We start from the raw sequence: 18,666 nt of genomic DNA, 5'->3' as shown, positions 1-18,666 counted from the left end.
ATACGGAGCCGCGACTCCGGCTGCGACTCCTGCCACCGGTCACGGCGCCTCCTCCGAGTGGCCGGTACACCGACCGGCCGAACGACGTCGAAGATTGATCACGTCGCCTAGCTTCGGTCCGTGCCCACCGAGATGATCTCGTTTTTGGCCCAGTTGGCCCGTGACCCCCGGGCGGTCGGTGCCATCGCACCCAGCGGAACACCGCTCGCCGAGCGGATCACCGCGACGATCCCCCGGAGCGGGCAACCCCTGGTGGTCGAACTCGGCCCCGGGACCGGGGCGTTCACCCGGGTGATCCAGCGCCGGCTCGCCGGCCAGGGCCGGCACCTCGCGGTGGAGGTCAACGCCACCTTCGCCGACCGGCTGGCCCGGGAGCATCCGGCGGTCGACGTACTCCAGGCCGACGCCGGGGCACTGGCCGGGCTGCTCTCCGAACGGAACCTGCCGCCGGCCCAGGTGATCGTCAGCGGACTGCCCTGGGCCGTCTTCACCGCGCAGCGGCAGCGGGAGATCCTCGCCGCCGTCGTCGCGGCGCTCGCCGACGACGGCGTCTTCACCACCTTCGCCTACCAGCACGCCCGCTGGTCGCCACCGGCCCGGCGACTGCACCGCAACCTGCGGGAACTCTTCGAGGAGGTCGTGGTCGGGGGTACGGTCTGGGCCAACCTGCCACCCGCGGTGGTCTACCACTGCCGGCGGCCGATCCGGCAGCCGGCCGTCGAGGAGCGCGGCGGACCCGGCCGGCACCCCGGACCGGTCCGGCCCGGAACCCGTCCGGTCTCGCGCGGGCCGGAGCCGAGCCGCCCCTGATCGCGCTCGCCCCGGCCGCACCGGGTCGACACCGGGGCCGCGCTCAGTCGGGTAGGAGCATCAGTCCCGGAGGACCAAATGAGAAACCGCCCCCGGAGGGGCGGACTCGAGCCAGGAGAGAAAGCCGGTGACCGTGGACTTCGCCATCGCGATCTCCACGGGCGCCTGGTGACTGACACATCGCAGGATCACCCAGTCGGCGGGCATGATGAGCCGCTCCTGCCCCTCGGGCAGCCGCCGACGCTCCACCGCGAGGCCACGCCGGGAGAGCACCCGCTTCGGCCGGAGCGCGAAGCTGAACATCCGGTACCAGCGGAGTTCGGTCTCGGCGAACCGGGCGAAGCCCGGCGACCAGCCACGGCCGTCGAGGATCGTCGAGACCCGCACGCTGAGCCGGATGATGCCGCCGGAACGGGTCATCAGGGCACGCCGGACGAAGAGTGCCGCAACCGCGAGGAGCAGCACCAGGACGCCGATTCCGATCCAACGCAAGACCAGCATCGACGTGTCGGGTCAGCGGCTCGTGGACTCGGTCACCGGGCTGGCGCTCTCGGCCAGGACCGTGACACCGGCTCCGGTCACCGAGAGGAAGCCGCCGTTGACGTCGTAGGTCAACTGCTCGCCGCCGGCCAACTTGATGCGTACCTGACCGGGCTCGGCGAGCTGCCCGAGCAGCGGCGCGTGTCCCGGCAGCACTCCGAGCTCGCCCTCGGTCGTCCGTGCGACGACCATCTCGGCCTCGCCCGTCCAGATCTTTTCCTCGACGGCGACGAGTTCGACCTGAAGCTGTGCCACGCTGTCTCCTTGCTGCGGCGGCGGGATTGTGGAAAGTCTAGTCCGGCTCCCGCCGCCGCCCCCAGCCGGGTGGCTCCGTCCGGGTGGCTCCGTCCGGGGCCGCTCACTTGAGCTTGTTCAACAACTCCGGATTGTTGATCACGAAGCTGTCCACCGTGCCCGCCCTGATCGAGGCGAAGAACTCGCTCGCGATCGGCTGTAGCCGCTCACCCTTGTAGTTGCTGCCGGTGCCGACACCACCGCCCGGCAGTTTGATCATCTGGATCGAGTCCGACCTCAGGTTACGCAGCGCGAAGCCGAAGTCGATCAGCTTGTGCCCGCGACCACTGAAGATCAGCGACTTGCCGGCCGCCCGGATCACCTTGTCCAGCTTGATCGGGTTGGTCACCACGTCCTTGCTCAGCGCCTGGTCGGCCATGGCCCGGACGAACTGCTGCTGGTGCCGCTGCCGGCCGTAGTCACCGTCGGTCACCCCGTTCTCCGGGTACCGCTGCCGGACGTAGTCCAGCGCCTGCCAGCCCTCCAGGTGCCGGGTGCCCTTCTTGTACTGCGCCTGCGGGCCGAGGTAGCCGCCACCGCCGGGCTTCAACGTCCGGTGCGTACCGTCCGGGCGGCGGTGCTCCGACTTGACGTTCTGGTCGATGTACATCGTGACGCCGCCCATCGCGTCGACGATCTTCAGGAAGCCGCCGAAGTTGATGATCGCGCCCGCGTCGAACCGCTTGATCCCGGTCACCTTCGACACCGTCAGGGAGAGCAGCTCGAAGCCCTGGGCCGCGCTCGGCAGCTTCTCGCCGGGCACCTTGCTGCCGTACGACATCGCGGCGTTCAGCTTCGTCCGGTCGCCCGGGAAGTCGGCCTTGTCGAAGCGGGGGATGTCGACCAGCAGGTCCCGGGGAAGCGAGAAGAGGTACGCCGAGTCCAGCGTCTCGGTCACGTGCAGGACCATGATCGAGTCGGCCAGCGGCGGCGTCTCCGGCTTACGCGGGTCGATGCCGACCAGCAGGATGTTCAACGGGCCCTTGATGTCGGCCCTCTTCTCCGCCGCCGGTGCCCCGGCGGCCTGGTCGCCGAAGAGGTCCTCCTCGGTCACCGCGCCCTCGAAGCGGGCCAGCACCGCCTCCAGGCCGACCAGCACGCCGCCGCTGAGCACCACCAGTACGGCACCGAAGATCGTGCAGAGCCGGGCCCAGGTCGGGACGGCGGACTTCCTGCGCCGACCCTCCCTGATCGGCCGCCCGCCGCTGGACAGGTCGCCCACCGAGCTGTCGTCGATCAGCCCGGCGCCGCCGTCCCGGCCGCGTGCCGGCCGACCCGTCCGGCTGGTGGACCGGCCAGCGCCCTTGCCACCCTCGCTCATGCGTCTCCATCCGTCGCGCGCCTCGCGAATTCTGCGCCCGTCAATAGAGACGGGCGGACGGGGCGGAATCGTTGCAGAGACTAACGATGGATCCTGGTGCCTGCGTCGCCGGTACCCGATCGACCCGGGCCGGCCGGGGACCGCTCCCCGGCCGACTCCGCCGCGCGGCGGCTACCTGGCCTTGTTCAGGAGTTCCGGGTTGCTGATGACGAAGCTGTCGACCGTGCCGGTCCTGATCGAGGCGAAGAACTCCTCGGCGATCGGCTGGAACCGCTCGCCCTGGTAGGAGCCGCCCTGGGTGACCCCGCCGCCCGGCAGCTTGATCATCTGGATCGAGTCCGACCGGAGCCCGCGCAGCGCGAAGGCGAACTCCACCAGGTCGTGACCACGGCCGTTGAAGATCAGTGACTCGCCGGCCGCCCGGAGCACCGAGTCCAGCTTGATCGGATTGGTCACCACGTCCTTGCTCAGCGCCTGGTCGGCCATGGCCCGGACGAACTGCTGCTGGTGCCGCTGCCGGTCGTAGTCACCGTTCGGCAGGCCGTACCGCTGCCGGACGTAGTCCAGCGCCTGCCAGCCCGACAGGTGCGCGTCACCCTTGCGGTACTGCGCCTGCGGCCCGGTGTAACCGCCACCACCCGGCTTCAGCGTGCGCATCTTGCCGTTCGGCTGGCGGTGTTCGGACTTGACGTTCGTGTCGATGTACATGTCGACGCCGCCCATCGCGTCGACGATCTTCTGGAAGCCGTTGAAGTTGATGATCGCCCCGGCGTCGAAGCGCTCGATGCCGGTGACCTCCGAGACGGTCCTGGAGAGCAGTTCGAAGCCCTGGGCCGCGCTCGGCAGCTTCTCGCCGGGCACCTCGCTGCCGTGCGCCATCGCGGCGTTGAGCTTCTCCGTACCGCCCCGGTAGTCGGCCTTGTCGAAGGCCGGAATCCGCACCAGCAAATCCCGGGGCAGCGAGAAGAGGTACGCCGAGTCCAGCGTCTCGTTCACGTGCAGCACCATGATCGAGTCGGCCAGCGGCGACCATTCCTTGGTACGTGGGTCGATCCCGACCAGCAGGATGTTCAACGGGCCCTTGATGTCCGACTTCTTCTCCGGCACCGTGCCGGCCGCCTCGTCGCCGAAGAGGTCGGCCTCCTGCACCGACCCCTCGTACCGGGCGAGCACGGCCTCGAAGCCGACCAGCCCGGCGCCGCTGACCAGCACCAGCAGGGCACCGAGCATCGTGCAGACCCGGGCCCAGCGCGGCGCGCGCGACCTGTTGCGCCGCCGCCGGCCGCCGTCGGAGCGCTGCGGCCCCTGCTCGGCCGCCGCTGCGGCATCCGGGTAGCCGGAAGAGTCACCCCGCTGCCGGCCCAGCCGGTGGGCACTGCCGCCCGACCGACCCACGCCCCTGCCGCCTTCACCCACCGGACATCTCCGTTCGTCGCGCCCGTGACCAGCGCCGACGCGGCACGGCGAGACGTCGCCGTGCGGCCGGGAGGTCGCGGGCCGCCCACGACGGTACCCGGCGAAGCTGCGTCACCAAAGCACCGGAACTAGATCAAGTCCGAGCAAATCGACCAGGTGCCCGGGTGAACAGCGGGTGAAGACGACGACAGCCGCACCGGCGGTTGCCGGTGCGGCTGTCTGAGTAATCGCCGCGAACTAGTCCTTCATCAGCTCGCGGGCGTTGCGCTCCAGGTCGTCGAGCCCGCCGCACATGAAGAAGGCCTGCTCGGGGAAGTGGTCGTACTCACCCTCGCTGATCTTCCGGAACGCCTCGACGGTGTCCTTGACCGGCACGTACGAGCCCTTGATGCCGGTGAAGACCTCGGCCGCGTACGTGTTCTGGGAGAGGAACCGCTCGATCCGGCGGGCCCGGCCGACGGTCAGCTTGTCCTCTTCCGAGAGCTCCTCGATACCGAGGATGGCGATGATGTCCTGGAGGTCCTTGTAGCGCTGGAGAATCCGCTTCACCTCGGAGGCGACCGCGAAGTGCTCGGCGCCGACGAACTCCGGCGCGAGGATCCGGGACGAGGACGCCAGCGGGTCCACCGCCGGGTAGATGCCCTTGTCGGAGATCGACCGCTCCAGGTTGGTGGTGGCGTCCAGGTGGGCGAAGGTGGTGGCCGGCGCCGGGTCGGTGTAGTCGTCCGCCGGCACGTAGATCGCCTGCATCGAGGTGATCGCCTGGCCCCGGACCGAGGTGATCCGCTCCTGGAGCTCGCCCATCTCGTCGGCCAGGGTCGGCTGGTAACCCACCGCGCTCGGCATCCGGCCGAGCAGGGTGGAGACCTCCGAACCGGCCTGGGTGAACCGGAAGATGTTGTCGATGAAGAGCAGCACTTCCTGCTTGTTCACGTCCCGGAAGTACTCCGCCATGGTCAGCGCGGAGAGCGCCACCCGGAGCCGGGTGCCCGGCGGCTCGTCCATCTGGCCGTAGACCAGCGCGGTCTTGTCGATGACGCCGGACTCGGTCATCTCGTGGATGAGGTCGTTGCCCTCACGGGTCCGCTCACCCACCCCGGCGAAGACCGAGGTACCACCGAAGTTGTTCGCGACCCGGGTGATCATCTCCTGGATCAGCACCGTCTTGCCCACGCCGGCACCGCCGAACAGACCGATCTTGCCGCCCTTGACGTACGGGGCGAGCAGGTCGATGACCTTGATGCCGGTCTCCAGCATCTCGGTCTTCGGCTCCAGGTCGGCGAAGGCCGGCGCCTTGCGGTGGATCTGCCACCGGTCCGCCGCCTGGAAGGTCTCGCCCTCCTTGAGGTTGAGCACCTCGCCGATGGTGTTGAAGACCCGGCCCTTGACCGCGTCACCGACCGGCACCGTGATCGGCGAGCCGGTGTCCCGGACCTCGGTGCCCCGGACCAGACCATCGGTCGGCTGCATCGAGATCGCCCGGATCATGTTGTCGCCCAGGTGCTGGGCGACCTCCAGGGTCAGCGTCTTCGTGCCCCCGGAGAGGGTCACGTCGACGTGCATGGCGTTGAAGATTTCCGGCATGGCGTCGCGCGGGAACTCGGCGTCGACGACCGGGCCGATGACCCGGACCACGCGGCCCGTCGCGGTCTTGGTCTCTGAAGGAGCAGTCATCACACTTCACTTCCCGACGCGGCCAGCGCGTTCGCGCCGCCGACGATCTCACTGATCTCCTGGGTGATCCCGGCCTGACGGGCCGAGTTCATCTCACGCGTGTAGGTCTCGATCATCTCTTCGGCGTTGTCCGTCGCGCTCTTCATCGCCCGACGACGCGAGGCCGACTCGCTGGCCGCCGATTCGAGCAACGCCGCGTAGATCCGCGTGTTGATGTATTTCGGCAGCAGCGCGTCGAGCAGCGCGTCCGCCTCCGGCTCGAACTCGTACGCCGGCAGCAGCCCCTTCGCCTCGGAGCGCGGCCGGTCCTCGACCTCCATCGGACCGATGATCCGGGCCACCGGGGTCTGCGACATCAGCGACTTGAACTGCGTGTAGACGATGTGCAGCTCGTCGACGCCGAGCACGCCGTCGATCCCCGGGTCGCCGCCCTCCATGTCGTCCGCGCCGGAGACGAACGCCTTGATCAGCGTCTCGCCCACCTGCTTGGCGTCGGCGAAGGTCGGCTGCTCGGAGAAGCCCGTCCAGCTCGCCTCCACCTTCCGCTGCCGGAACCGGTAGAAGCCGACGCCCTTGCGGCCGATGACGTAGAGCACCGGCTCCTTGCCGTCGGCCTTCAGCCGGGCGACCAGCGACTCCGCCGCCTTGATCGCGTTGGAGGTGTAACCGCCGGCCAGGCCCCGGTCGCTGGTGACCACGACCACCCCGGCCCGGCGGACCTTCGGCCGGGCGGTGAGCAGCGGGTGGTCGATGGCCGCGTTGGAGGCCAGCGCGGTGAGCACGCCGGTGATGGCCTGGGCGTACGGCAACGAGGCCGCGACCCGGGACTGGGCCTTGGCCAGCCGGCTCGTCGCGACGAGCTCCATCGCCTTGGTGATCTTCTTCATCGACTTCGCCGAGCGGATCCGTTGACGAAGAACGCGTACCTGGGCAGCCACCGGTCGGCCCTACTGCTTCTCGGCCTGGGCGGGCGCGCTGTCGCGGTACCGGGTCACGGTCTCCCGGTCCTGCTCGCCCTCCATCGCCTCGGCCGGTGCCTCGTTGATCCGCACCTCGTCCTCCTTGCCGAGGAACATCTGCTTGAACCGGGCGACCGCCTCGTTCAGCGCGTTGATGATGTCGTCGTCCCAGTTGTTGTCGGCGATCGACTGCATCGTCGGCTTGTACTGGTGGCGGAGGAACTCCAGGAACTCGGACTCGAAGCGCCGGACCTCGCCGATCGGGACGTCGTCCAGCTTGCCCTCGGTGCCGATCCAGACCGAGACCACCTGCTCCTGCACCGGGAACGGCGAGTAGTTGGTCTGCTTGAGCAGCTCGACCAGGCGCGCACCCCGGCTGAGCTGGTCCTGCGACGCCTTGTCCAGGTCCGAGGCGAGCGCGGCGAACGCCTCCAGCTCGCGGTACTGCGCCAGGTCCAGCCGGAGCCGGCCGGCCACCTTCTTCATCGGCTTCACCTGGGCGGCGCCGCCGACCCGGGAGACCGAGGTACCGACGTTGATCGCCGGCCGGACACCCTGGTTGAAGAGGTCGGTCTCCAGGAAGATCTGGCCGTCGGTGATCGAGATCACGTTGGTCGGGATGAACGCCGAGATGTCGTTGCCCTTGGTCTCGATGATCGGCAGGCCGGTCATCGAGCCGCCGCCCATCTCGTCCGAGAGCTTCGCGCAGCGCTCCAGCAGCCGGGAGTGCAGGTAGAAGACGTCACCCGGGTACGCCTCGCGGCCCGGCGGCCGGCGCAGCAGCAGCGACACCGCGCGGTACGCCTCGGCCTGCTTGGTCAGGTCGTCGAAGACGATCAGGACGTGCTTGCCGGCGTACATCCAGTGCTGGCCGATGGCCGAGCCGGCGTACGGGGCGATGTACTTGTAGCCGGCCGGGTCCGAGGCGGGCGAGGCGACGATGGTGGTGTACTCCATCGCGCCCTGCTCCTCGAGCAGGCCCTTCACCGAGGCGATGGTCGAGCCCTTCTGGCCGATCGCCACGTAGATGCAGCGCACCTGCTTGGCCGGGTCGCCCGAGCGCCAGTTGTCCCGCTGGTTGAGGATGGTGTCCAGCGCGACGGTGGTCTTGCCGGTCCGCCGGTCACCGATGATCAGCTGCCGCTGGCCCCGGCCGATCGCCGTCATCGCGTCGATCGCCTTGATGCCGGTCTGCAGCGCCTCGCTGACGCTCTGCCGGGCCATCACGTTCGGCGCCTGGAGCTCCAGCTCGCGGTAGCCCTCGTTGGCGATGTCGCCGAGGCCGTCGATCGGCTGGCCGAGCGGGTTGACCACCCGGCCGAGGAACGCGTCGCCGACCGGCACCGAGAGGACCCGGCCGGTGCGCTTGACCCGCTGGCCCTCCTCGATCCCGCCGTAGTCGCCGAGCACCACGACGCCGATGTCCCGGACGTCGAGGTTGAGCGCCAGGCCGAGGGTGCCGTCCTCGAACTCCAGCAGCTCGTTGGTCATGGTCGAGGGGAGGCCCTCGACGTGGGCGATGCCGTCACCGGCGTCGGCGACGGTGCCGACCTCCTCACGGGAGACGTCGGGCGAATAGGAGGAGACGTAGCGCTCCAGCGCGCCGCGGATCTCCTCCGACGAGATGGTCAGCTCGGCCATCCTCTTCTTCCTCTATTCAGGGCCCGGTTAACCGGAACGGCGTGGATGTCTTTCTCGGCGCTGCGCATGAGGCGTCGGTGCTGCTCAGCCCCGCGCGAGCGCGTTTCTGGTGTCGGTGAGGCGGCGCAGGATCGTGCCGTCGTAGAGATCGGAACCGATCTGGACACGCAGCCCGCCCAGTACGGTCGGGTCCACCGTCTGCTTGACGGTGACCTCTCGACCGTATAGCGCGGCGAGCTTGCGTCCCAACCGTTGCTCCTCCTCCTCGACCAACGGGGCCGCTACGGTGACGTACGCCACCTGACGGTCCCGCCGGTCGGCGGCCAGTTCGACCAGCCGGGTCAACCCGCCGGAGAAGGAACGTCCGCCGAACCCGGCGAGCGCCACCTCGACCAGCTTGACCGTCACTGGCCTGGCCTTGCCGCGCAGCAGCGCGCCGGTCAGCTCGGCCCGCTGCGCCACCGGCGCGATCGGGTCGGAGAGCGTGTTGCTCAGCTCCGCGTCGGCGGCGACCACCTGACCGAAGCGGAACAGCTCGTCCTCGACCTCACCCAGTTCACCGGCCCGGTCGGCGCTGGCCAGCAGCGCCTCCACGCCGAGCCGCTCGGTGGCCTCGAGCAGCTGGGACGGCGCCGACCAGCGGCCGGAGACCAGCACGCCGAGCAGCTCCCTGGCGTCCTGGCCCACCTTGTCGCCGACCAGCGACTCCAGCAGCGCGGCCCGGTCCTCGCCGGAGCGCGCCGGGTCGGAGAGCGCCCGGCGCAGCCTCGGCTCACGCCGCAGCAGCCCGGCGACCCAGCCCAGCTCGTCACCGGTGACGGAGATCCGGTCCCCGTCCGTCTGGCCGGCGTACGCGTCGAGACGCTGCCGTGCGGCGGCGTACGACTCCCGGCTGGCGGCCTGCATCAGCTCGTCCGTACGGCAGAGCCGTTGGGCGAGCCGTTGCCGGCGCCGACGCTCTCCAGGTCGGTCAGGAACCGCTCGACGGTGCCCTTGCGGCGGGCCTCGTCGGCCAGCGACTCGCCGACGATCCGGCTGGCCAGGTCGACCGCGATCGTGCCCACCTCGGTACGCAGCTCGCGCACGATGGTGGCCCGCTCGGCGGCCAGCTGCTCCTTGCCGGCCGCGATGATCCGGTCGGACTCCTCCCGGGCCTTGGCCAGGACGTCCTGCCGGATGCCCTCGGCGTCGGCCCGGGCGTCGTCGCGGATCTTCGCCGCGTCGGTCCGCGCCTCGGCGAGCTGCGCACGGTACTGCTCGAGGAGCTGGTTGGCCTCGGCCTGGGCGGCCTCGGCGCGCTTGATCCCGCCCTCGATCGCGTCCACCCGAGCCTGGAAGGTCTGCTCCATCCGCGGGAAGACGAACTTCATCAGCATGAAGCAGAGGATGGCGAAGGCGATCGAGCCAACGACGATCTCCTGCCAGAGCGGGATGATCGGATTGTGCTCGGTGCCGCCCTCCGCGGCGAAGATGAAATACATCGGAACCTCCCGTTTCGAGGGGACGGTTATGCGCCGAAGGCGTAGCCGAAGGCGATGCCCAGCAGTGCCAGCAGCTCGATGACGGCGAAGCCGATCCAGACGTACGGCAGGGTGATCCGGGACGACTCCGGCTGCCGGGCGGTCGACTGGATGTAGGCGCTGAAGACCAGGCCGACACCGATACCCGGACCGATGGCCGCGAGGCCGTAGCCGATGGCGCTGAGGCTGCCGGTAATTTCGACGGCGGCGAGGGTCGACGACAACATTGGTTGGTTCCTCCTGAAATCACGCGTGACGGCTCACGCGGGACGACAACGGGTGTGCGGTTGTGTGCGGGTCGGTGTTCGTCGGGTGCGGCTCAGTGTTCGTCGGCGAGCGCGCCCTGCACGTAGCTGGCGGTCAGCACGGTGAAGATGTAGGCCTGCAGGACGATGACCAGCGCCTCCAGGAAGGTGATCGCGATCGACACCGCCCAGGAGAGCACCGAGATCGGCTTCAGGAAGAACGAGTCCGCGTTCAGCAGGACGAAGCCGCCGAGGGTGAAGACCAGCAGGATGATGTGCCCGGCGAACAGGTTGGCGAACAACCGCAGCGCCAGCGACACCGGCCGGGCGATGAACGTGGAGAACAGTTCGATCGGAATCAGCAGCGGCTGCATGAACCACGGCGCCGGCGGCATCAGCGAATGCTTGAAGAACTTTGCGAAACCGTGGTGCCGGATGCCCACCCAGATGAACATCACGTAACTGATGATCGCCAGGAACGCCGGAAACGCGATGTGCGCCATCGGCGAGATCTGCACGAACGGAATGATCTGCCACAGGTTGTTGATGAAGATGAAGAGGAAGAGCGTCGTGAGGTACGGCGCGAAGGCCACACCCCGGTGACCGATCATGTCGACCGCGATGTTGTTCCGGACGAATCCGTAGATCGACTCCGCGATCCACTGGCCCTTCGTCGGCACCAACTTCGGCTTCCGGTACGTGACCAGGAAGAAAATGATCAGCAGCGCGACGCCCAGCCAGATCAGCGCGGTGAACTTCGTGATCCAGTATGAGTTGTGCGCGCCCCACGGCACGATGCTCGGCAGAAAGAAGTCTTCCACGCTGGGTGGAAACGGAACTTCGCCCTCCGCGAGGACGACCGACTGTCCGATCACCGCGTCCCTTCCCTAGCTAGGGGTGCCGAGCCGGCGGATGACCAGGTAAACGCCCCCGGCCCCGCCGAGCAGGAACCCGATCCCGGTGGCCAGGCCATCGGTTTCGAGCCACTGGTCGACCAACCAACCGATGAAGCCCCACACCGTCAGACCTCCGATGAGGTATGCCAGCGCGGTCCAACCCTCGCCGGCTTCGGGAGCGCCCGAGCCGCCGGGGGGTTGGGGGGTTTGGTCACCGGTCATGACGGCCGAACGATATCAGCCGGGGATACGAGGCTGTGCCTCACCCCCCGCACAACGTGGTTGTGTGGGCCGGTGGGCGGGCGCGTCGTCTGTGGGCACGCTACTCCGGTTCCGCCACCGGGAAAATGACCGATCACTGACAGTTTCCTGTGCCGTCCCGTGCACGGGACTCGGCCCAGGTCCGCCCTGAGGTGGGTGACCTGGATCACGCCTGGGATCACGCCTGCGGCGGCCGGTGCGTCCGTACGGCGTGCACGGTGACGATCCACCAGATGTTCGCGCCGGTCCAGGCCACCACACCGGCGACGACGCCCCAGCCGAACGCTTCCAGCCCGGCCCAGCCCCGGCCGGCGACCCCGGCCATCACCACACCGAGCACGCTGAACTTGGCGACGTACATCGCCACGCCGAACGGCAGCACCAGGGCCGGGTTGACGGAGTCGGCCCAGGCGATCACCAGCGTGGAGGCCAGATAACTCACCGTCACCACCCCGACCCCGGCCGCGGCTCCGGCCGCGCCGATTCCACCGCCGAGCAGCGCACCGAGCGCGGTGGCGAGGAGGAGCAGCCCGACCGAGGCGCCGAGCACCACCGGCAGGTGGGCCAGCCGCCAGTGCCGGTCCGCCGCGCCGGGGCCGGCGGCCGGGGTCGGCGAGCCGGCGGGGGCGTCCGGAGCGGTCAGGTCCGGCTCCGCCGGCCGGTCGGCCACCTCGACCGGCTCCCGCTCAACCACGGGGGTACGCCGGGAACGCGGCCACCAGATCGGCGACGTCGGCACGGATCTCCGCCAGCGCGGCGGTACCGCCGGGCGCGGCCGGGTCGGTCCGGACGGCACGGGAGATCAGGTCGGCGATCCGGCGCATCTCCGCCACCCCCATGCCCTGGGTGGTGACGCTCGGGGTGCCGACCCGGATGCCGGAGGCGACCATCGGCTTCTGCGGGTCGTACGGGATCGCGTTCTTGTTCAGGGTGATCGCGGCGGCGTCGCAGCGCGCCTCGGCGTCCCTACCGGTGATCCCGACCTCGCCCAGGTCGATCAGCGCGAGATGGGTGTCGGTGCCACCGGAGACCGGACGCATCCCCTCCGCGGCGAGGGCGGCGGCCAGCGCCTGCGCGTTCGAAACCACCTGGGCAGCGTACGCCTGGAAGGCCGGAGACGCCGCTTCGCGCAGCGCGACCGCCTTGGCCGCCACCGAATGCATCAGCGGGCCGCCCTGAGTGAACGGGAAGACCGCCTTGTCGATCCGCTCGGCGAGTGACTCCCGGCACAGGATCATGCCGCCCCGGGGCCCCCGCAGCACCTTGTGCGTGGTGGCGCAGACCACGTCGGCGTAGGGCACCGGGGACGGGATCGCCCGCCCGGCGACCAGCCCGATGAAGTGCGCCGCGTCCACCATCAGGTAGGCGTCGACCTCGTCGGCGATCTCCCGGAACCGGGCGAAGTCGATCAGCCTCGGGTACGCGGTGGCACCGCAGATGATCATCTTGGGCCGGTGTGCCAGGGCCAGCTCGCGTACCTCGTCGTAGTCGATCAGCTCGGTGTCCCGGCGCACCTGGTAGCCGACCGGGGCGAACCACTTGCCGGAGAAGTTGACCCGGCTGCCGTGGGTCAGGTGGCCGCCGTGCGGCAGGTCCATCGCCAGCACCGTGTCGCCGGGCTGCACCAGCGCGGCGTACGCGGCCAGGTTGGCGCTCGCCCCGGAGTGCGGCTGGAGGTTGGCGTGCTCGGCCCCGAAGAGTGCCTTGGCCCGGTCGATGCCGATCTGCTCGGCCCGGTCCACCTCGGCGCAGCCGCCGTAGTAGCGCCGGCCCGGATAACCCTCGGCGTACTTGTTGGTCAGGGTCGAGCCGAGCGCCGCCAGTACCGCCGGCGAGGTGAGGTTCTCGCTGGCGATCAACTGCAACCCGCCGCGCAGCCGGTCGAGTTCGTCCAGCAGCACCTCGGCGATCTCCGGATCGGTGCCGGCCAGCTCGTCGAAGTCCGGCCCCCAGAAGGTCGGCTCCCCCGCACCGGGCCGACCTGCCCGCTCGATTAGCTCGCTCACCCCGGCACCTTCTCGTCGCGCTCGGCATTGGGCCGGCTCCGAGTCTATGGGGGCACCCGGGAGGACGCCCGACGACCTGCCGGCACCCGCCGACGAGTCGGGGCCGCTCAGCCGGGGGCGGGGCCGCTCAGCGGGACGTGGGTGGGGGCGGGGCCGGCGGCGTCGGCCTGGGTACCACCCCCGGCCGGGGCGAGGTCGGCACCGGGCGTACCGGACGCGGCACGGTGGCGGTGGGCCGGGGCGGGACCGGCGGCGGCGTCGGCCGGGGTACCACGGCGGTGGGCGCCGGGGCCGGCGGCGCCGGCACGGGCGCCGGCACCACCGGGGCCGGGGCGAACGGGTCCTGCCCCGGCCCGGCCGGGGCGGGACCGAGGTCGTCCGGGCCGTCACCGAAGGCGATCTCCCGCCCCGGCGGGGTGAAGTCCCGCCGGGGGCTGCCCTTCAGCGCGGTGGCCATGGTGGTGGCGACCGCCGCGATGACCTTCCGCTGCACCGGCTGGCCGACCGCGTCACTCGGGTCGTCCGGGTTCGCGGCGATGGCCGCCGCCGCGAGCTGCGGGGTGAAGCCGACGAAGGTTTCCGTGGCGTACCCCTCCGCGCTGCCGGTCTTGCCGGCCACCGGCTGGTCGCCGAGGATCCTCGTCACCTCGGGCGCGCTGCCGCCGTCGCACTGGGCGTACGCCGACTGGCCGCCGACCGGGCAGCGGGCCGCGTCGGTCGCCGCCCTCGCCACCTCCGCCCTGAGCATCTTTCCGCAGCTCGGTGCGGCGGCGGGCAGCGCCCGGCCGGTGGCGTCGACGATCGAGAGCACCGGCAGCGGCTTGCAGTACGTCCCCTCGGCCGCCAGCGTCGCGTAGGCGTTCGCCAGGTCCAGCGGCGTGCTGGCGGAGACCCCGAGGGTGAACGCCCCCCAGCCCTCCGCCCCGTACGTGGCCAGCCGCGCGTCGTTGTCGGCCCGGAACACGATGCCCAGCCGCTCGGCCATCCGCACCACACGGTCCGCGCCGATCCGCTGTTGCAGCGCCACGAAGTAGGTGTTGACCGACCGCCCGAAACCGGTCCACATCGTGCGGTGGCCGTTCATCCACTCCGGGTTGGCGTTGGCCGGACACCAGTAGCCGCCGCACGCGTTGGGCCCGTCGACCGGATAGCTGGTCACCAGCCGGGACGGCGCCAGGTAGCCCGAGGCCAGCGGCATCCCCTCCTCCAGCGCGGCCAGCATGGTGAAGATCTTGAACGTGGAGCCGGCCTGGTAGCCGTCGATGCCGCCGCCACCGGCGATCAACTGGTTGACCGTGTTCGGGTGGTTGCGCTGCCCCCGGGGGTTCGGATCGAGCGAGTAGTGCCGGTTGACCGCCATCGCGAGTACCCGGCCGGTGCCGGGCTGCACCACGGCCATCGGCGCGGCCCGGCGGTCGGCGTAGTCGTAGACGGTCAGGGTCTGCCGCAGCGCGGTGGCCTGGATCGCCGGGTCGAGCGAGGTGGTGATCCGGTAGCCGCCCCGGCGCAGCGTCTGCTGCCGCTCGTCGACGGTGAGCCCGAACGCCGGGTTCGCGTTCCACCACTGCCGGAAGTAGTCGCAGAAGAAGCCCCAGTCGGAGCGCCCGTCCGGGATGCCGGCGCAGTCGTTCGGCTCGGCGCCGGGCCGCAGCCTGATCGGCTCCGACTGGGTACGGGTGACGGCCTCGGCGGAGATCACCCCGGTCTCCGCCATCTGCCGCAGTACGTAGCCCCGGCGGGCCAGCGCGGCCTCCGTGTCGCCACCGATCGGGCTGTCCGTCTCCGGCGAGCGGACCAGCCCGGCCAGCAGGGCCGCCTCGGCCAGGGTCAACTGCCCGGCCGGCTTGGAGAAGTACCGCTGGCTGGCGGCGGCGACGCCGTACGCCCCGGCACCGAAGTAGGCGATGTTCAGGTAGCGGCTGAGGATCTCGTCCTTGCTGAGCCGGCGCTCCAGCGCGAGCGCGTACCGCATCTCCTGGATCTTGCGGCCGGCGCTGGTTTCGGTCGCCTCGGCACGCTGTTTCGCGGTGAGTCCGGGGTCGCTCTTGAGCACGTTGCGGACGTACTGCATGGTCAGCGTCGAGGCGCCCTGCCGCACCTCGCCACCCACCCGGTTTGCCACGGCGGCCCGGAGCACACCCCTCAGGTCGACGCCGCCGTGCGAGTAGAAGCGGGCGTCCTCGGCCGCCACCGTCGCCTGCCGCATCACCTCGGCGACCTGGGACAGCGGCACGTTCGTCCGGTTCTCGTCGTAGAACGAGGTGATCGGGGTACGGCCGTCGGCGGCGAAGAGGTAGGAGCGCTGGGCGGTCGGCGGGGTACGCAGGTCCTGCGGCAGGTCCTCGTAGCGGGCGCCGATCGACTTGAGCCCCACCGCCGCCAGGACCGAGGCCGGCAGCGCGGCGGCGGCCAGGATCGTCCCGGCCAGGATTCCGGCCAGGGTCAGGGTCCAGAGCTGGTTCAGCCGCAGCCGGAGCATGCGGTACCTCCCGGGCGGGACACGATCGACGCGACCCGGACAAACGGCCGGGCTCGGGGACTCCGTCAGCCTGCCGGCTGATTTCGGGCGCCGCACCCGTTTCACGGCAAACCGGTTCAGATTCACAAGCCGGAGTGACCACGGCGGAATCTCCCCCGCCGCAGGGCGGGCCGCGCCCGCGTCAGGGCGGGCCGGGTCGCGTCAGAGCGGACCGTGCGCGGTTCAGGGCCGCCGCGTCGCCTCAGGGGCGGGCTGCGCCCCGGGTCAGGGCAGCAGGACGGCGGCGAGCGGCCGGACGGCGTCCTCGATCTCGTCGGCGACCCGGCTGAAACACTGGTCGCCCCGGCCCCACGGGTCGTCGAGGTCGTCGCCGGGCAGCGGGGACGACCCGCTCCGGGCCGCCGCCACCGCGGCCACCAGCGCGGTGCCCCGGGCGTAGACCGCGTCCGGGTCGGCCAGGTCGGCCGGAGGCAGGACCGCGGCGTCCACGGTGGGCAGCAGCCGGCCGAACTCGCCGAGCACGAAGGTGCGGTCGGCGGCGTCGGGACGCAGCGCCACCACGTATTCCTGCTGGTCGGCGGTTGCCGTCAACACCAGGTCGGCCGCGTCGATGTGCTCCGAGCGGAGCTTGCGGGCGCCGAAGTCGGCGACGTCCCCGCCCCGGGAGCGCACCTGGCGGGCGGCCGGCGGGTTCATCTCCTCACCCGCGTGCCAGCCGCCGGTGCCGGCGCTGTGGCTGTGCACCAGCCGGTCGGCGTCGTCCGCGTCGTCCGCACCCCGGCGGGCCAACCGTTCCCGTACGGCCAGCGCGAGCAGCCGCTCCGCCATCGGCGACCGGCAGATGTTGCCCAGGCAGACGTGCAGGACCGTGAACGGCGGCACTCAGGTCACCTGGCCCTGGATGTCCGGTACGACGTCACGGAGCTTCTCCAGCGGGATCGCGCCCTGGCGCAGCACCCGGGGCACCTCGCCGGTCACGTCGACGATGGTGCTCGGCACCGGCTCCGGACAGGGCCCGGCCTCCAGGTAGGCCCGCACCGCGTAGCCGAGCTGCTCGCGCGCCTCCTCGGCGGTCACCGCCGCCGGCTGGCCGGTCTTGTTCGCCGACGAGACGGCCATCGGCCCGGTCTCCCGGAGCACCTCCAGGGCGACCGGGTGCAGCGGCATCCGCACCGCGACCGTGCCGGCGGTGTCGCCGATGTCCCACTGGAGGCTGGGCGAGTGCTCGACGACGATCGTCAGCGCGCCGGGCCAGAACGCGTCGGCCAGGTCCCGGGCGGTGCTCGGCAGCATGAAGACCAGCCCGTCCAGCGTGCGCCGGGAGCCGACCAGCACCGGCGGCGGATGCTGCCGGTCCCGACCCTTCGCGTTGAGCAGCGCCTTGACGGCGTAGGGGGTGAACGCGTCCGCGCCGACCCCGTAGACCGTGTCGGTCGGGATCACGACCAGCTCGCCGTTCTTGACCGCCTCGACGGCCGCGGCGATGCCTCGGTCACGGTCCGCCAGCGACCGGCAGTCGTAGAGCATCACGAGGAGCCAGTCTGCCACGCCGGAGCGCCCACCGTGGCACGGGGACTTCCGGCCGGTTACGGGACGGCGTCGGCCCGGCGGGCGGTGGCGAAACGGGGCCGCCCGACCAGGTCGGGATGGTCCGCGATCTCGACGAACCGGCCGTCGGCACGCAGCAGCTCCGGAACCGCCGTGCCGTGCGTGTCGTCGTGCTCCACCCCGAAGACCCCGCCGGGGCGCAGCAGCCCGGCCGCCCGGTCGAGTACCAGCCGGATCACCGCCAGCCCGTCCGGGCCGCCGAAGACCGCGTCCGCCGGGTCGTGCCCGGCCACGTCCGGGGGTACCGGGGTGTCGTCCGGCACGTACGGCGGGTTGCAGAGCAGCACGTCCACCCGGCCGGCGTACCCGGCCAGCAGCTCCGGGTCGGCGACGTCCCCGGCCACCACCTCGATCGGCGGGTCGCCGGCAGCGGCCCGCTCGGCGGCGTTGCGGCGCAACCAGTCCAGCGCCGCCGCGGACCGCTCCACCGCGACCACCCGGGCCGCCGGCACCTCCCCGGCGACCGAGAGCGCGATCGCGCCGCTGCCGCTGCACAGGTCGACGACCAGCGGTCCCGCCCCGGCCGGGTCGCTGCCGGTCCCGGGTCCGCCGAGCCGCCGGGCCTGCTCGACGCCCCAGCCGGCCAGCAGTTCCGTCTCCGGCCGGGGCACGAAGACCCCGGGGCCGACCGCCAGCTCCAGGTAGCGGAACGCCGCCGAGCCGAGCAGGTACTGCAACGGCTCGTGCCGGGTACGCCGCTCGACCAGCTCCGTCAGCCGGTCGTACTGCTCGCCGGTGAGCGGCCCGGCCACGGCCAGCGCCCCGCGCGACACGCCGAGGACGTACGCCACCAGAAGCTCCGCCTCGGTCCTGGCCGGCCCGACGCCGGCCCGGGCCAGCGCGGACGTCGCCGCCGCGACCGCGACCGACGGTCGGGTCCGTTCTGTCGCTTCACGGGGATGCCGGGGAATACGCGTCACGACATAATCATGAAACGTCGGCCGGGAATCATCGCGTCGCGGGCGCGTTTCCGACCCGGATCGACTGGGTGCTCAG

The 18,666-nt window shown here is 71.0% G+C and carries 19 protein-coding genes; 1 reads left to right on the top strand and 18 read right to left on the bottom strand.

Annotated features, from left to right (window positions below):
• Nucleotides 1-120: 120 nt before the first annotated feature.
• A complete protein-coding gene (locus tag C6361_RS20695; RefSeq protein ID WP_199853029.1) occupies nt 121-810 on the top strand; it encodes a class I SAM-dependent methyltransferase in 690 nt (229 codons plus the stop codon).
• Between the two features lie 60 nt (nt 811-870).
• Here C6361_RS20695 and C6361_RS20690 read toward each other — a convergent pair whose 3' ends face one another.
• From C6361_RS20690 to prmC, 18 genes are all read right to left on the bottom strand, one after another.
• Nucleotides 871-1,311 (bottom strand): DUF2550 domain-containing protein, encoded by a 441-nt coding sequence (locus C6361_RS20690; RefSeq protein WP_107260442.1) that lies wholly within the window; start codon nt 1,309-1,311, stop codon nt 871-873.
• A 12-nt stretch (nt 1,312-1,323) separates the two neighbouring features.
• Nucleotides 1,324-1,605, bottom strand: coding sequence for a F0F1 ATP synthase subunit epsilon (locus tag C6361_RS20685; protein WP_107260444.1), 282 nt, complete (start codon nt 1,603-1,605; stop codon nt 1,324-1,326).
• A gap of 103 nt (nt 1,606-1,708) precedes the next feature.
• Nucleotides 1,709-2,857: an LCP family protein gene (locus tag C6361_RS20680; protein ID WP_369931445.1), complete on the bottom strand. Its 1,149-nt coding sequence runs from the start codon at nt 2,855-2,857 to the stop codon at nt 1,709-1,711.
• Nucleotides 2,858-3,136: 279 nt separating this feature from the next.
• Nucleotides 3,137-4,360: an LCP family protein gene (locus tag C6361_RS20675; protein ID WP_234358915.1), complete on the bottom strand. Its 1,224-nt coding sequence runs from the start codon at nt 4,358-4,360 to the stop codon at nt 3,137-3,139.
• 258 nt (nt 4,361-4,618) lie between these two features.
• Nucleotides 4,619-6,055, bottom strand: coding sequence for a F0F1 ATP synthase subunit beta (gene atpD / locus C6361_RS20670; RefSeq protein ID WP_107260448.1), 1,437 nt, complete (start codon nt 6,053-6,055; stop codon nt 4,619-4,621).
• Complete coding sequence (locus C6361_RS20665; protein WP_107260450.1) at nt 6,055-6,993, bottom strand: F0F1 ATP synthase subunit gamma; 939 nt, start codon at nt 6,991-6,993, stop codon at nt 6,055-6,057. The genes atpD and C6361_RS20665 overlap by 1 nt, the downstream gene beginning before the upstream one ends.
• Before the next feature lie 9 nt (nt 6,994-7,002).
• A complete protein-coding gene (atpA, locus tag C6361_RS20660) occupies nt 7,003-8,655 on the bottom strand; it encodes a F0F1 ATP synthase subunit alpha (RefSeq protein WP_107260452.1) in 1,653 nt (550 codons plus the stop codon).
• An 84-nt stretch (nt 8,656-8,739) separates the two neighbouring features.
• Complete coding sequence (locus C6361_RS20655; protein ID WP_107268709.1) at nt 8,740-9,561, bottom strand: F0F1 ATP synthase subunit delta; 822 nt, start codon at nt 9,559-9,561, stop codon at nt 8,740-8,742.
• On the bottom strand, nt 9,561-10,136 hold the full coding sequence (locus C6361_RS20650; RefSeq protein WP_107268708.1) for a F0F1 ATP synthase subunit B: 576 nt from the start codon (nt 10,134-10,136) through the stop codon (nt 9,561-9,563). The genes C6361_RS20655 and C6361_RS20650 overlap by 1 nt, the downstream gene beginning before the upstream one ends.
• Nucleotides 10,137-10,162: 26 nt before the next feature.
• Nucleotides 10,163-10,402: a F0F1 ATP synthase subunit C gene (locus tag C6361_RS20645; RefSeq protein ID WP_107268707.1), complete on the bottom strand. Its 240-nt coding sequence runs from the start codon at nt 10,400-10,402 to the stop codon at nt 10,163-10,165.
• A 92-nt stretch (nt 10,403-10,494) separates the two neighbouring features.
• On the bottom strand, nt 10,495-11,295 hold the full coding sequence (gene atpB / locus C6361_RS20640) for a F0F1 ATP synthase subunit A (protein ID WP_107268706.1): 801 nt from the start codon (nt 11,293-11,295) through the stop codon (nt 10,495-10,497).
• Nucleotides 11,296-11,307: 12 nt separating this feature from the next.
• Nucleotides 11,308-11,538: an AtpZ/AtpI family protein gene (locus C6361_RS20635; protein WP_107268705.1), complete on the bottom strand. Its 231-nt coding sequence runs from the start codon at nt 11,536-11,538 to the stop codon at nt 11,308-11,310.
• A gap of 217 nt (nt 11,539-11,755) precedes the next feature.
• Nucleotides 11,756-12,271 carry a hypothetical protein gene (locus tag C6361_RS20630; protein ID WP_369930230.1) on the bottom strand — a complete coding sequence of 172 codons (516 nt, stop codon included), beginning with the start codon at nt 12,269-12,271 and terminating at the stop codon, nt 11,756-11,758.
• Complete coding sequence (glyA, locus tag C6361_RS20625; RefSeq protein WP_304598401.1) at nt 12,264-13,583, bottom strand: serine hydroxymethyltransferase; 1,320 nt, start codon at nt 13,581-13,583, stop codon at nt 12,264-12,266. Before glyA ends, C6361_RS20630 begins: the two co-directional genes overlap by 8 nt.
• A gap of 127 nt (nt 13,584-13,710) precedes the next feature.
• Nucleotides 13,711-16,062, bottom strand: a complete 2,352-nt coding sequence (locus tag C6361_RS20620) for a transglycosylase domain-containing protein (RefSeq protein ID WP_107268704.1) — start codon at nt 16,060-16,062, stop codon at nt 13,711-13,713.
• 264 nt (nt 16,063-16,326) lie between these two features.
• The gene (locus C6361_RS20615) at nt 16,327-16,944 is read right to left on the bottom strand and encodes a phosphotyrosine protein phosphatase (RefSeq protein ID WP_107260464.1); all 618 of its coding nucleotides are present in this window, start codon (nt 16,942-16,944) and stop codon (nt 16,327-16,329) included.
• On the bottom strand, nt 16,945-17,589 hold the full coding sequence (locus C6361_RS20610; protein ID WP_107264210.1) for an L-threonylcarbamoyladenylate synthase: 645 nt from the start codon (nt 17,587-17,589) through the stop codon (nt 16,945-16,947).
• 59 nt (nt 17,590-17,648) lie between these two features.
• Entirely contained in the window at nt 17,649-18,590 is a 942-nt protein-coding gene (gene prmC, locus C6361_RS20605) for a peptide chain release factor N(5)-glutamine methyltransferase (RefSeq protein WP_107268703.1), read from the bottom strand.
• Between the last annotated feature and the right edge of the window lie 76 nt (nt 18,591-18,666).

The sequence above is a fragment of the Plantactinospora sp. BC1 genome, from assembly GCF_003030345.1.
Taxonomy (GTDB): domain Bacteria; phylum Actinomycetota; class Actinomycetes; order Mycobacteriales; family Micromonosporaceae; genus Plantactinospora.
Note: the sequence above shows the minus strand (reverse complement) of the source record. Positions and strands in the feature narration are given on the sequence as shown.

Coding starts and splice junctions, on each gene's coding strand:
- C6361_RS20690 (WP_107260442.1), bottom strand. CDS start 1,311: ATGCTGGTCTTGCGTTGGATCGGAATCGGCGTCCTGGTGCTGCTCCTC.
- atpD (WP_107260448.1), bottom strand. CDS start 6,055: ATGACTGCTCCTTCAGAGACCAAGACCGCGACGGGCCGCGTGGTCCGG.
- atpA (WP_107260452.1), bottom strand. CDS start 8,655: ATGGCCGAGCTGACCATCTCGTCGGAGGAGATCCGCGGCGCGCTGGAG.
- C6361_RS20655 (WP_107268709.1), bottom strand. CDS start 9,561: ATGCAGGCCGCCAGCCGGGAGTCGTACGCCGCCGCACGGCAGCGTCTC.
- C6361_RS20650 (WP_107268708.1), bottom strand. CDS start 10,136: ATGTATTTCATCTTCGCCGCGGAGGGCGGCACCGAGCACAATCCGATC.
- C6361_RS20645 (WP_107268707.1), bottom strand. CDS start 10,402: ATGTTGTCGTCGACCCTCGCCGCCGTCGAAATTACCGGCAGCCTCAGC.
- C6361_RS20635 (WP_107268705.1), bottom strand. CDS start 11,538: ATGACCGGTGACCAAACCCCCCAACCCCCCGGCGGCTCGGGCGCTCCC.
- C6361_RS20620 (WP_107268704.1), bottom strand. CDS start 16,062: ATGCTCCGGCTGCGGCTGAACCAGCTCTGGACCCTGACCCTGGCCGGA.
- C6361_RS20610 (WP_107264210.1), bottom strand. CDS start 17,589: ATGCTCTACGACTGCCGGTCGCTGGCGGACCGTGACCGAGGCATCGCC.